A 12706-nucleotide genomic window follows, 5' to 3' on the forward strand; every position below is an offset into this window, starting at 1 on the left:
CCCGCGTTTTGGGCGGGGCGGGGCGGCGGGCGGGCTGCGCCCGGGCAGACGTTTGCTCGGCATCGGAGTCAGCTTGACAGAAATTCCTTCGTCTCTCTACTGTGATCACATATCAAATCCGGGAACGGCCAGCCGCCGCATGCCAGACAGCCACGCCTCTTCCTTTGCCCGCGCCCTGGCCAGCCGCCTCGATCACGGCTTCGCCATTGCCGGCGGCCTCGCCCTGCTGGCCATGGCGGCTGTGGCTTTCCTCGACGTGGTCTTCCGCAGTTTCAACCGCCCGGTCACCGGCGCTTATGAACTGACCGCCGTGCTGGTGGCGCTCACGGTCTTCGCCGCCCTGCCGGGCGTGACCCGGCGCGACGAGCATGTGCGTGCCGGCCTGCTCGGCGCGCTGGCGAAACGTCGTCCGGCGCTCGGCGTGGCGATGCGCTGGCTGCGCCGCCTGCTGCTGGTGGCGCTGTTCGTCTATCTCGCCGTCACCCTGTGGACGATGGGGCAGACCTTCCGCCGTGCCGGCGACCTGGCGCCTTTCATCGACCTGCCGCTGGCCTGGGTCGCCTGGTTCGGCGCCGCCAGCAGCGCGGTCAGCGCGCTCTGCGCGCTGTTCAGCGCGCGCGGCACCGGAGCGGAACTGGCATGACCGCCGCCATCGTCGCGCTGATCGCCATGCTGGCGCTGATCGTGGTGGAAGTGCCGATTGCGGTCGCCATGGCACTGCCCGGCATCGCCGGCTTCCTGTGGATGCTGGGCTGGGACCCGACCGCCTATATGGTGGCCGAAACCACCTTCAGCACGGTGAATTCCTATGCGCTGTCGGTGATCCCGCTGTTCATCCTGATGGGCAACCTGATCAACGAGGCCGATGTCTCGCGCGAACTCTACGATGCCGCCTATCGCTTCGTCGGTCATCTGAAGGGCGGGCTGGCGATTGCCACCGTGATCGCCTGCGCGGCGTTTGCCGCCGTCTGCGGCTCCAGCCTGGCGACGGCGGCGGCAATGTCGAAAGTCGCCTATCCCTCGATGAAGCGTTACGGCTATGCCGATGGCCTGGCCGCCGGCAGCATTGCCTCGGCCGGCACGCTCGGCATCATGATCCCGCCCAGCGTCGCCTTCATGGTCTACGGCATCATGACGCAGACCGATATCGGCAAGCTGTTCATGGCCGGCGTGCTGCCCGGCCTGCTCGGCGCGCTGCTCTATATCGGCGCGGTGATCGTTGTCGTCACCCTGCGGCCGCAGGACGGCCCGGCCGGCGAGCGCAGCAGCTGGCGCGACCGTTTTCTCGCCCTGCGCGGTACCGCCACGGTGCTCGGCCTGTTCCTCGTCGTGATCGGCGGCATGTATGGCGGCATCTTCACCCCCACCGAGGCCGCCGGCATCGGCGCGGTCGGCGCCTTCGTCATCGCGCTCATGCGGCGCAAGCTCAGCCGGGCCCGGCTGTTCGCCATCCTGGTCGATACGGCGGCCACCACCACGATGCTGTTCTTCGTGCTGGTCGGCGCGCTGATCTTCTCGAAATTCATCACCATCGCCGGCTTCACCCAGGCGCTGACCGGCTGGTTCGCCGCCATGCAGATCGGCCAGCTCGGCCTGATCCTGATCATCTGCGCGCTCTATCTGGTGCTCGGCTGCTTCCTCGAAAGCATGTCGATGATCCTGCTGACCCTGCCCATCGTGTTTCCCGTGGTGATGGCGGCCGGTTTCGATCCGGTCTGGTTCGGCGTCATCATGGTCACGCTGATCGAGGTGGCGCTGATCACGCCGCCGGTGGGCATGAATGTCTACATGATGCACACCCTGCTGCCGCATATCCCGATGAAAACCATCTTTGCCGGCGTCGGCGGTTTCGTCGCCGCCGATATCATCCGTATCGCTTTGCTGATCGCGTTTCCTGCCATTGCCACTTTCCTTCCATCGCTCATGTGAGAGGCCCGTCATGACCGCATACCGCACCCTGATTCTCGCCGCCGTCGCGGCCACTGCCGTCGCTTCGGCGGCTGAAGCCCAGACCGTGCTGCGCTTCTCCAACTGGCTGCCGCCGACGCACCATGTCGTCACCGAGATGGTCACGCCCTGGGCAACTGACGTGGAAAAGGCCACCGAGGGCCGCGTCAAGCTGCAGATCCTGCCGGCGCTCGGCGCGCCGCCGGCGCATTTCGATCTGGTCAAGAACGGTGTCGCCGATGTCGCCTTCGGCGTGCATGGCTATACCGCCAACCGTTTCAAGCTGACCGAGATGTCGGAGCTGCCGTTCACCACCGATCATGCGGTGGTCAATTCGGTCGCCTATTGGCGCACCTACACCAAGCATTTCGCCAAATACAACGAGCATGAGGGCACCCATCTGCTCGGCCTGTGGACCAACGGCCCCTACCAGCTGTTCACCAAGGCCAATGCCTTCACCAGCCTGGATGCGGTCAACGGCATCAAGATCCGCATTCCCGGCGCCACGGTGGAGCGCATCACCAAGGCGCTCGGCATGACGCCGATTTCCTCGCCGCTGACCGAGGCCTACGAGCAGATTTCGCGCGGCGTGATCCAGGGCATGTTCCAGCAGAAGGAAACCGTGATCGCCTTCAACATGACCCAGCATATGCCGGTGGCCAGTTTCGTGCCCGGCGGCTTCGCCCATTCCAGCCAGTTCATGGTGGTCAACGAGGCCAAGTGGAAGGGCCTGGAGGCGCGCGACCGCGATGCCATCGCCAAGCTGTCGGGTGAAGCGATGGTGCGCCGCTTTGCCGCCGTCTGGGAAGCCAAGGAGGCCGCGGCACTGGCGAAGTTCGCCGAGACCGGCGTGAAGGTGACCAACGTGGAGGGCAAGCTGCTGCAAGAGCTGCGCGGCAAGCTGCAGTTCGTCACCGACGAATGGCTGGCCGAGGCGACCAGGAAGGCGCCGGAAGCGCCGGCCGCGCTCGCCGAATACAAGGCGGCGATCCCGGCGGTGGCCAAAGAGCTGAACGTGAAGCCGTAACATGAGCGGCGACGACAGGTTCAGCCTTTACGACCTGCGCGTCGAGTGGGTGCCGGGCGAAAGCTGCTTCTGCGCAGCCAAGCCCGGCGACCATTTCGAGCTGCACGGCGAGCAGCTGCAGTTTCCGCCGGGTCAGTCGTGGTCGATCTACACGCTGGCCGCCCTGCTGCCGCTGTTGCCGGCCAAGCAGCGCGAGACGCATCCGAACGACTGGATGAGCACCGATGCGCTGGTTGCCTGTCCCGATCCGAACTGCACGGCGAAATTCCGCATCCGCCGCCTGGGCAAACGCGAATTCCGCCATTCCGAAACCACGGCAGTGCCCCTGACGGGGAACGACGACAGCAAGGCGTAGAGATTATGGTCGAGCGTTACCAACTGGCCCCCGGATACACCATGTCGCGGCTGCTGAAAGGCGGCTGGCATCTGGCCGGCGGCCATGGCGAGGTCGACCGCCGACAGGCCATCGACGACATGGCGGCTTTCGTCGAGGCCGGCATCACCAGCTTTGACTGCGCCGACCATTACACCGGCGTCGAGGAACTGATCGGCGATTTCCGCGCCGCTTATCCCGAACTCGGCCGCCGCATCGAGATCCACACCAAATTCGTGCCCGATTACGACCGGCTGACCAGCTGCGACCGCGCCTATGTCGAAAGCATCATCGACCGTTCGCTGACCCGCCTCCGCACCGACTGCCTCGACCTGGTGCAGTTCCACTGGTGGAATTACGCCGTGCCCGGCTATGTCGAGGCGATGGGCGTGCTCGACGACCTGCGTCGCGCCGGCAAGATCCGCCTGCTCGGCCTGACCAATTTCAACACCGCCACCACGCGCGAGATCGTCGAAGCCGGCGTGCCGGTGGCGGCGACGCAGGTGCAGTATTCCGTTCTCGACTCGCGGCCCGAACGTGGCTTGGTCGAACTCTGCCGCGCGCATGGCATCGGCCTGCTGTGCTACGGCTCGCTCGCCGGCGGATTTTTGAGCGAGGCCTGGCTCGGCCAGCCGGAGCCGCAGGAGCCGCTCGAAAACCGCTCGCTCACCAAATACAAGCTGATCATCGAGGATTTCGGCGGCTGGGCGCTGTTCCAGCAGCTGCTCGGCGTACTGCAGCGCATCGGTGAGCGTCATGGTGTCGGCATCGGTCCGGTGGCGACGCGTTACGTGCTGGATCGTCCCGGCGTCGCCGGCGCCATCGTCGGCGCCACCTCGACGCGGCATCTGGCCGCCAACCTGCGCGTCGATACGCTGCGCCTCGATGGGGAGGATGCCGTGGCATTGCAGGCCGTGCTGGCCAAACGCCAGGGCCCGCCGGGCGACTGCTACGACATCGAGCGCGACAAGACCGGCCGCCACGGCCGCATCATGCGCTACAACCAGAATGACGGGCGGCATTAGCCGCCGGCAGCTTACGCCGCCTCGATCAGCACATGCTGCTTCTTGCCGAAGCTTAAGCGCAGGCGACCGTCGGCGCCGAGATCGGCGGCGGTGACCTTCTGCACTTCATCGCTCACCGGCCGGTCGTTCAGCTTGATCGCATTGCCGCGGATATGCCGGCGCGCCTCGCCGCCGGATTTCGCCAGTCCGGCTTCCAGCACCAGCGCAAACGCCTCGATGCCGGCCTCCAGCCGCGCGCGTTCAACCTTCACCACCGGCAGCGCGCCGCCGAAGCTGCCCTGCTCGAAGGCCTGCTTCGCCGTCTCGGCGGCGGCCTCGGCCGCGTCGCGGCCGCGGCACAGCGCGGTCGCCTCGGTGGCGAGGATTTTCTTCGCCTCGTTCAGCTCGGCGCCCTGCAGGCTTTCCAGCTTGGCGATCTCGTCCAGCGGCAGGTCGGTGAACAGCTTCAGGAAGCGGCCGACATCGGCATCCTCGCAGTTGCGCCAGTATTGCCAGTAGTCGTAGCTCGGCAGCAGGTCCTCGTTCAGCCACACGGCGCCCGAGGCGGTCTTGCCCATCTTGTGGCCGGCGGCGGTGGTCAGCAGCGGGCAGGTCAGGCCATAGAGGCTCAGGTCGTGCACGCGGCGGCCGAGTTCGACGCCGTTGACGATATTGCCCCACTGGTCGGAGCCGCCCATCTGCAGATTGCACCTGTAGCGCCGCGCCAGTTCGACGAAGTCGTAGGCCTGCAGGATCATGTAGTTGAATTCGAGGAAGCTGAGCGGTTGCTCGCGTTCCAGCCGGATCCGCACGCTCTCGAAGCTGAGCATGCGGTTGACCGAGAAATGCCGGCCGTAGTCGCGCAGGAAATCGATATACTGCAGCCTGTCCAGCCATTCGGCATTGTTGGCCATGACGGCATCGGACGGCCCGTCGCCGAACTGCACGAAGCGGCCGAAGGCGGTCTTGATGCTCGCCATGTTGGCGGCGATGTCGGCGTCGGTCAGCAGCTTGCGCGCCTCGTCCTTGCCCGAGGGATCGCCCACCTTGGTGGTGCCGCCGCCCATCAGTACGATCGGCTTGTGGCCGGCCTGCTGCAGCCGGCGCAGCATCATGATCGAGAGCAGATGGCCGACATGCAGGCTCGGGCCGGTGCAGTCATAGCCGACATAGCAGGTGATGCCGCCGGGCTGCTGCGCCAGCGCATCCAGCGCCGCGTTGTCGGTGCACTGGTGCAGATAGCCGCGCTGGCTCATGGTCTGCAGGAAATCGGAACGGAACTCGGTCATCGTCAGGGTCCGGCTGATATGGTGCTGCTGATATGGAACTGCCGATATGGCACTGGGACGGCCCGATGATCTATCATAGCGGCCTCGATTCTCCCAGCCCCGGCGTTCCCGCCTTGTCCCAGACTGCCTGGCATATCGGCCTGATGAGCGGCACCTCGATGGACGGCATCGATGCCGCCCTGCTGCGCACCGATGGCGTGACGCTGGCCGCCTTCGGCCCGGCGCTGACGCTGCCCTACGAACTCGCCCTGCGCCTGCGCATCCGCGCCTGCCTCAATGAAGGCGCCGGAAAGCAGGGCGGGGGCGATGCCCCGGCGCTGTCCCGCGACCTGGCCGCCGCCCATGCCGTTGCCGTGCAGGTTCTGCTCGACCAGGCCGGCCTGGCGGCAGCCGACATCGCCTGGCTCGGCTTCCACGGCCATACGCTGCTGCATCGCCCTGCAGCAGGCCGCACCTGGCAGACCGGCGACGGCGCGCTGCTGGCAAAACTCACCGGCATCGATGTGGTGGCCGATTTCCGCTCCGCCGATGTGGCGATGGGCGGGCAGGGCGCGCCGCTGGTGCCATTGTATCATTCGGCGCTTGCCCGATATACGCAGTTGCCGCCGCCTTTGCTGGTGCTCAATCTCGGCGGCGTCGGCAATGTCACCTATATCGGCGGAGAGCGTGAGGCCGACCTGATCGCCTTCGATACCGGCCCGGGCAACGCGCTGATCGACGACTGGATGCAGCAGCGGACCGGCAAGCCGCAGGACGAGGGCGGCGCAATGGCGGCGAAAGGCCAGGTGCAGGCCGACCGCCTGGCGCGCCTGCTCGATCACGCCTATTTCAGCGCGCCGCCGCCGAAATCGCTCGACCGCAACGACTTCACTGCACAGGCGGTGGAGGGACTGTCCACCGAGGACGGCGCGGCGACGCTGGCCGCCTTCACCGCCGCGTCAGTGGCGCGCGGCCTGGGCCATCTGCCGCAACGGCCGCTGCGCTGCCTGGTCTGCGGCGGCGGGCGGCACAATGCCACGCTGATGAAACTGCTGACCCGGCATCTCGACATGCCGGTGGAGGCGGTCGAGGCGGTCGGCTGGAACGGCGATCATCTGGAGGCCGAGGCCTTCGCGTATCTGGCCGCGCGCGCTGTGCGCGGGCTGCCGCTCAGCCTGCCCGGCACCACCGGCGTGCGGCTGCCGGTGAGCGGCGGGCGGCTGTATCGCGCCTAGCTGATAACGGCGCGCTGCGGGATATGATCGGCGCGCAAAGCCTGGCGATGGCCCGGCGTGGCGATCATCGGGGCCACGGCATCGCCGATCAGGAAGCTGAAGCCCACCTGGCTGCCGGTGCGCAGGTCGTCGGGACTGCCAATATTCGACAGCAGCGATTCCAGTTTATGCCAGGCCGCGCGCTTGGCGAAGTTGGCCAGCAGTGCATTCTGGATCCCGCTGTCGGCCGCTTCCACCGGCAGGCTGGTCTCGAAACCATGTGCGCCGCTGTCGGCATACAGGTCGATCAGTTTCGGATCGGCAGGAATCTTGATCAGCCGCGACGCACAGAAGGGGTGCAGGTAGTTCATCGCATCGGCCACCCGACTGGCCGGCGTGCCGGGCGGGATATTGCACAGGGTGATGCACAGCGAGCGGAACAGGCCGCGCGGCAGGTCGCGGAAACGGCTGAGGTACAGGCTGCGGTTTTTCGAGGTCGCCAGGGTCTGGAACGATACCGGAATGATGATGACCCCCTGATGGCCGCCGGTCACCATGCGATGCATGCCGAGCAGGGCGGTGGTCAGGCGATAGCGGTCGAGCAGGAATTCAAGCTCCTCGGGATCCTCCAGCATCGGATCGCTGGCATCGGCCGGCCGGCCGGTTGGTACATGGCTTACCGCCACCGTATAGAAGGAGAAGGCACGCCGCCGCGTGCTGAAATTCGGATAGAACGCCGCCTGGCATTCCTTCAGGAAGCTGGCGCTTTTCTTTTTCTGGAACAGCGCGGTCAGCGACTGGTCGAGGTCGGCCAGATCGGGGCCCGCGCCAGTCATCGGCACGGCCGCCTGCGGCACAGCGGCCTGGCTGAAATCCTCGAATGGCTCGCCTGGATCGTCATCAAACAACATCACATCGCCTTGCGAGGACTGGCCGGTCTGCCGCACATGGTCGACCAGTTCGTGAATGGAGTCGATCTTGCTGGTCACGAAATCGCGATCGATCTCCGCCACGCGTGAGATCACATGGATATCGGCGCCCGGCACTTCGCCCAGGATCAGCCGGCGCAGCTCGTCGGCGATCATTGCGGCTTTTGCCTTGGCCTGGGCATGCGTCAGGTGCAGGAACAGCACCAGATAGTCGTCGTTGTCGAGATGGAAATGCGCATCGCCCGGTTCGAGGCGGCGGCGGATCGCGCTATCGACGATCTGATTGATCTTGTCGCGGCGCTCCTGCCATTGCTCGGCCAGCGTATCGCGGATGGCCTGCAGGCCGACCACTTGCAGGTTGCTGGCTTGCAGGCGAGGCGGCAGGCCAGCCTTGGAGAGAGTCTGTTTGGATTGCAGGCGCGACGAGGAGGCGGCGCTGTCGGGCTCGTCCTCTGCGCCAAAAATCCGTTTGATCCAGCCGAATGCACCGACCATGAGTACTCTCCTGCAACACAGGATAGGTGCCTGTAGACGGGTTTGCGCCGAAATTTCCGGTTACTGTTTGTGCCCGCAGAATTACTTTTCGGAAATGTCGAGACGGCTAAAGCGCCTTCACCATGTCATACGTCGCGCCGCTGGCATGCATCCTTTGCGCGGTGCGGCGATAGCCCAGCCGCTCGTAGAATTCCACGCCGGTGAGCGAGGCCGACAGGCCGAGTTCGCGGGCGCCGCGCCGGCGCGCATGGTCCTCGATATGCTGCACCAGCAGCGTGCCGAGCCCGAGCCGCTGGCGTTCCGGCACCACGAACAGCGCCCAGAGCTGGCCGCCCTCATAGCCCACGGTGGCGACGATCTCGCCATCGATCTCGGCGACGAACACATCCTGGCGCCGGATGCGCGCCTCGACGCGGCCCGGCGTGAACAGGGTGAAGACGTGACCGATCTCCGCCACCGAATAATCGGCGGCGTTGCTGACGCGCAGCGTGCGCTGGATCAGCGCGGAAATGGCGTCGGCGTCGTCTTCGGTGGCGGGGCGGACCGGGATGGCGAACATGCAGACTCAGATAGGGTGGGGCAGGGCGGAAACCCAGATGGTCGCGCCGGACGCATCACCAGCTTGGTCACCCTCGGATTTATTCCGAGGGTCCATCTGCCGGTGCCACGCGGTCACGGCCGCGAAAGACAGGTGCCGTCATCGCCGCCGGGAAGGCAATGGACCCTCGGAATAAATCCGAGGGTGACGGCTTGTGAGGTGGTGGCTCAGTCCTTGCCGTTGTCGGCTTTGGTCTTGCCGCCGTCCGCCTTGTCGCTGTCCGCCCTGGCGACATGCCGGCGCAGCACGGCATTGATTTCGGTCTGGTAGCCGCGCTCGGGCGCATGGTCCTTGAACCATTGCAGCACATCGGCATCGAGCCGGATGGTGACCGACTGCTTGAGCGGACGATACAGCGCGCCGCGCCGGGCATAGCGCCAGTTCTCGGCCGGCGCCTCGGGGATATCGACGGTGTCGATCTCCGCGTCCGGCATGGCGCGCAGGCGCTCAAGCTGGCGCTTCTGTTCAGCGGTCAAAGGCTTCGGTTTCGTAGCGGTGTCTTTCATGGGCCGTTGCTTTTCGGGCGCTGATCAGTCTGATGCGGGTCTCGTTGGCGTCGTCGGGATAGGCATGCACCACCACCAGGATTGCTATGCCGCCGACCATGCCGATGGCATGCCAGCGCTCTTCGCCATCGACAATGCGATCCGGCAGCAGCAGATGTTTCGGATCGTCCCAGACGCGGCAGGCCAGTTCAAAAGCCACGTCATGCTTGGCGGCATTGCGGCGGGCTTTCTGGTCGTCCCATTCGAAGATCATGGGGCGACCTGATCGATGTTGACTGTATGTACAATTGTGTAGTTCGTCAAGCCAATTGCCTACAGAATTATGCCTTTAATCATATTTGTTCTATATTTGTTTTACTTTCCTGTCAATCCGCGCTATCCTGATCCGCCTCTGCACTCTGCATGGAGGCTGTCATGGCACTCACCCAGACCCTGCCGGCGCGCGGTACTCCCGCTGCGCCGCGTAAACGTGTGCGTATCGACTGGAAACGCGGCGCCGGCCTGCTGATCGACGGCGAGAAACCCGCCGCCGTCTGCGCCGCGCTCGGCATCGACGAAGAGCGGCTGTGGCGGCATCTGCGCGGCAGTCTGCGATTCCAGTTCCTGCTGCGGCAGGCGCGCGAGCGCCGCCAGCTGCTCGGCCGGCTGCGGCTGGAAGCGGCGAGCGGCGATGCCGCCATCCGCGGCGCGCTGCAGGCCGAGAAACAGGATGCGGCGCTGTTCGCCGGGCTGGCCGGGGCCGGCGGCATCGGGCCGGCGGAGGAGAAAATCGCCGACGGCCGCGACGTGATCGCGCGGCTGGCCGACAGCACGCGGCGGGCGCCGAACCAGGCGCTGCATCGGCGCTTCGACGTCGAACGCAGAAAGATGGATGCCGAAGTCGACGAGACGCGCCGTCTGCTCGCCGCCCAGGCGGCGCGGCTGGAGGCGGCCGCCCGGCAACAGGCGTTGCGGCAGGCGCAGCAGCGTCCGCAGCCGGCCGCGGCGCCGGCACAAGCCACGGATAAACCTGCGATACCGGAAAATAAGACTCAGATAAGCGAAAATAAGCCCGCGCTAAGCGCGGATAAGCCAGCAACAAGCCCGGATCAGACCGGGATAACGCCGGAGCTGCGTCGGGCTGGGCCATTGGCACCGCTGGCGATGCACGGCAGCAATGCGATCCTCGATCTCACCGATATGTACGGCAATCCGTTGCCGGGAGCGGCGGATGATATTTCAGACCGTCATGGCCGTGCACCTCATGCAGGACCGGTACAACAAAGTCCGTCATCCTCGGGCTTGTCCCGAGGATCCATCCCAACCGTCCGCGCATCGGAACGCGCAGATGGACCCTCGGCACAAGGCCGAGGGTGACGACAGTGTGGGGTGGTGGATTGTGGTTTAACCCTGCTGCGCTGCCTGGGCGCCCTTGCCGGCGCGGGCGGAGGTCGGCGTGAAGCTGGTCTTCACATACTTGTCGGCAGACGCCGTCAGCTCATCGAGCTTGCCCTCGAAGAAATGGTCGGCGCCCTGCACCTTCTTGTAGTCGATCTTGATGCCCTTCTGCAGCGACAGCCGCTGGGCCAGCTTGGCCACTTCGCCTTCCTGCACGATCTTGTCTTCGGTGCCCTGGATGATCAGGCCGGACGACGGGCAGGGCGCGAGGAAGCCGAAATCGAACATGCCGGCCGGCGGTGCCACGGCGATGAAGCCATCGATCTCCGGGCGGCGCATCAGCAGCTGCATGGCGATCCAGGCGCCGAAGGAGAAACCGGCGATCCACACGGCCGAGGCATTGGCATTGACGCCCTGCAGCCAGTCCAGCGCGGAGGCCGCATCGGAGAGTTCGCCCTGGCCGTTGTCGAAGGTGCCCTGGCTGCGGCCGACGCCGCGGAAGTTGAAGCGCAGCACCGAGAAGCCGCGCTTGGCGAAAACGTGGAACAGGTTGTAGGTGACCTTGTTGTTCATCGTCCCGCCATACAGCGGGTGCGGATGCAGGATCAGCGCGATCGGCGCATTGGCCTCCGGCCCGTGGGTATAACGGCCTTCCAGCCGTCCGTCGGGGCCGGGGAATATGATGTCAGGCATCTTGGTTCGTCACTTTGGCGCCTCTGGGGAGGGGGCGGCGCTGGATAATTGGTTGAAGCAGGTCCACTTTTACCATACTCGGCAGAGCGAAATTCAAGCTTAAAAGCAGGAAATGAACTCCACCTACCTTGATTATAACGCAACGGCGCCGCTCCGGCCCGAGGCCCGGGCCGCCCTGCTGGCCGCCCTGGAGGCCCCGGCCAACCCCTCGTCGGTGCACCGTTTCGGCCGTGCAGCGCGGGGAATCGCCGATATTGCCCGCCGCCAGGTCGCCGATCTGGTCGGCGCCGAGGCCAGGCGGGTGGTGTTCACCTCGGGCGGCACCGAGGCCAACAATCTGGCGCTGCGTCTGGCCTGCGAGGCGGCCGGGGTGAAAAGCCTGGTCGTGGCCGCCATCGAGCACGACTCGGTTTTGCGTCCCGCCTGCCATCTCGGCCGCACCACCACCCTGCCGCTGATCGAGGTTCTGGCCGGGCCGGAAGGGCAGATCTACCCGGCGGTGGTGGCTGCTGCCCTGGCCGAATTGCCCAAACCGGCCCTGGTCTGCCTGATGCTGGCCAACAACGAGACCGGCACGATCCAGCCGGTTGCCGAGGTCACCCGGCTGGCCCACGCGGCCGGCGCGCTGGTGCTCTGCGATGCCGTCCAGGCCGCCGGCAAGATCCCGGTCGACCTGGCCGCGCTCGGCTGCGACTTCCTCACCCTGTCCGGCCACAAGCTCGGCGGACCGACCGGGGTGGGCGCCCTGGTGCTGCGCGACGACTGGGTGCCGGCGCCGCTGCTCAGGGGCGGCGGGCAGGAGCAGGGCATGCGGGCCGGCACCGAGAACCTGCCGGGCATCGCCGGCTTCGGCGCGGCCGCCGCCGCCGCCCAGCAGGGGCTGTACGAGATGAAGAAGATCGCCGGCCTGCGCGACCGGCTGCAGGCCGCCCTGACGGCGGCCTGTCCGGACGCGCCGGTCTACGGGCCGGGGGCTGCCGGGACCGAGGGCCGCCTGCCCAACACGCTGTGCATCGGCATGCCCGGGGTGCCGGCCGAGACCCAGGTGATGGCGCTCGACCTGGCCGGGGTGGCGGTCTCGGCGGGCTCGGCCTGCTCGTCCGGCAAGGTCACGCCCAGCCATGTGCTGACCGCCATGGGCCTGTCCGAACAGGTCGCCCGCGAAGCCATCCGCTTCAGCCTCGGCTGGGCCAGCCAGCCGGAGGATGTCGAGCGTGCTGCCGCGGCCTGGATCGCGCTGCAGCAGCGCAAGCGGAAGTGATATGTGTGATTAAT

14 protein-coding genes are annotated in these 12706 nt (G+C 66.3%); 8 read left to right on the forward strand and 6 right to left on the reverse strand.

The genetic code is table 11. From position 1 onward, the window contains the following. Positions 1 to 139: 139 nt before the first annotated feature. The 5 genes from OJJ21_RS19140 to OJJ21_RS19160 are packed head-to-tail and all read left to right on the forward strand — an operon-like array spanning position 140 to position 4372. On the forward strand, positions 140 to 643 hold the full coding sequence (locus OJJ21_RS19140; RefSeq protein ID WP_297688842.1) for a TRAP transporter small permease subunit: 504 nt from the start codon (positions 140 to 142) through the stop codon (positions 641 to 643). Then, a complete protein-coding gene (locus OJJ21_RS19145; RefSeq protein WP_297688844.1) occupies positions 640 to 1929 on the forward strand; it encodes a TRAP transporter large permease in 1290 nt (429 codons plus the stop codon). The genes OJJ21_RS19140 and OJJ21_RS19145 overlap by 4 nt, the downstream gene beginning before the upstream one ends. A gap of 10 nt (positions 1930 to 1939) precedes the next feature. After that, on the forward strand, positions 1940 to 2974 hold the full coding sequence (locus OJJ21_RS19150) for a TRAP transporter substrate-binding protein (RefSeq protein WP_297688846.1): 1035 nt from the start codon (positions 1940 to 1942) through the stop codon (positions 2972 to 2974). A 1-nt stretch (position 2975) separates the two neighbouring features. Next, on the forward strand, positions 2976 to 3329 hold the full coding sequence (locus OJJ21_RS19155) for a TIGR04076 family protein (protein ID WP_297688847.1): 354 nt from the start codon (positions 2976 to 2978) through the stop codon (positions 3327 to 3329). Between the two features lie 5 nt (positions 3330 to 3334). Then, positions 3335 to 4372, forward strand: a complete 1038-nt coding sequence (locus tag OJJ21_RS19160; RefSeq protein ID WP_297688848.1) for an aldo/keto reductase — start codon at positions 3335 to 3337, stop codon at positions 4370 to 4372. Positions 4373 to 4383: 11 nt separating this feature from the next. Here OJJ21_RS19160 and tyrS read toward each other — a convergent pair whose 3' ends face one another. Continuing rightward, the gene (tyrS, locus tag OJJ21_RS19165) at positions 4384 to 5640 is read right to left on the reverse strand and encodes a tyrosine--tRNA ligase (RefSeq protein ID WP_297688850.1); all 1257 of its coding nucleotides are present in this window, start codon (positions 5638 to 5640) and stop codon (positions 4384 to 4386) included. Between the two features lie 65 nt (positions 5641 to 5705). Between tyrS and OJJ21_RS19170 the strand changes: the two genes are divergently transcribed. Continuing rightward, positions 5706 to 6854 (forward strand): anhydro-N-acetylmuramic acid kinase, encoded by a 1149-nt coding sequence (locus OJJ21_RS19170; RefSeq protein WP_297688851.1) that lies wholly within the window; start codon positions 5706 to 5708, stop codon positions 6852 to 6854. On the opposite strand, the gene OJJ21_RS19175 is transcribed toward OJJ21_RS19170, so the two are convergent. The 4 genes from OJJ21_RS19175 to OJJ21_RS19190 form a co-directional block, all read right to left on the reverse strand. Continuing rightward, complete coding sequence (locus OJJ21_RS19175; protein WP_297688852.1) at positions 6851 to 8257, reverse strand: hypothetical protein; 1407 nt, start codon at positions 8255 to 8257, stop codon at positions 6851 to 6853. The genes OJJ21_RS19170 and OJJ21_RS19175 overlap by 4 nt on opposite strands. Positions 8258 to 8363: 106 nt before the next feature. Beyond that, positions 8364 to 8816, reverse strand: a complete 453-nt coding sequence (locus tag OJJ21_RS19180; RefSeq protein WP_297688855.1) for a GNAT family N-acetyltransferase — start codon at positions 8814 to 8816, stop codon at positions 8364 to 8366. 206 nt (positions 8817 to 9022) lie between these two features. Then, positions 9023 to 9361 carry a BrnA antitoxin family protein gene (locus tag OJJ21_RS19185; protein WP_297688857.1) on the reverse strand — a complete coding sequence of 113 codons (339 nt, stop codon included), beginning with the start codon at positions 9359 to 9361 and terminating at the stop codon, positions 9023 to 9025. Next, positions 9321 to 9614: a BrnT family toxin gene (locus OJJ21_RS19190; RefSeq protein WP_297688859.1), complete on the reverse strand. Its 294-nt coding sequence runs from the start codon at positions 9612 to 9614 to the stop codon at positions 9321 to 9323. Before OJJ21_RS19190 ends, OJJ21_RS19185 begins: the two co-directional genes overlap by 41 nt. 161 nt (positions 9615 to 9775) lie before the next feature. Between OJJ21_RS19190 and OJJ21_RS19195 the strand changes: the two genes are divergently transcribed. Beyond that, positions 9776 to 10717 carry a hypothetical protein gene (locus tag OJJ21_RS19195; RefSeq protein WP_297688861.1) on the forward strand — a complete coding sequence of 314 codons (942 nt, stop codon included), beginning with the start codon at positions 9776 to 9778 and terminating at the stop codon, positions 10715 to 10717. Between the two features lie 27 nt (positions 10718 to 10744). On the opposite strand, the gene OJJ21_RS19200 is transcribed toward OJJ21_RS19195, so the two are convergent. Next, entirely contained in the window at positions 10745 to 11431 is a 687-nt protein-coding gene (locus OJJ21_RS19200; RefSeq protein ID WP_297688862.1) for an alpha/beta hydrolase, read from the reverse strand. Between the two features lie 112 nt (positions 11432 to 11543). Between OJJ21_RS19200 and OJJ21_RS19205 the strand changes: the two genes are divergently transcribed. After that, positions 11544 to 12692: a cysteine desulfurase family protein gene (locus OJJ21_RS19205; RefSeq protein ID WP_297688864.1), complete on the forward strand. Its 1149-nt coding sequence runs from the start codon at positions 11544 to 11546 to the stop codon at positions 12690 to 12692. Positions 12693 to 12706 lie beyond the last annotated feature (14 nt).

It is taken from the genome of Ferrovibrio sp., assembly GCF_025869515.1.
In the GTDB taxonomy this organism is placed as follows: Bacteria; Pseudomonadota; Alphaproteobacteria; order Ferrovibrionales; family Ferrovibrionaceae; genus Ferrovibrio.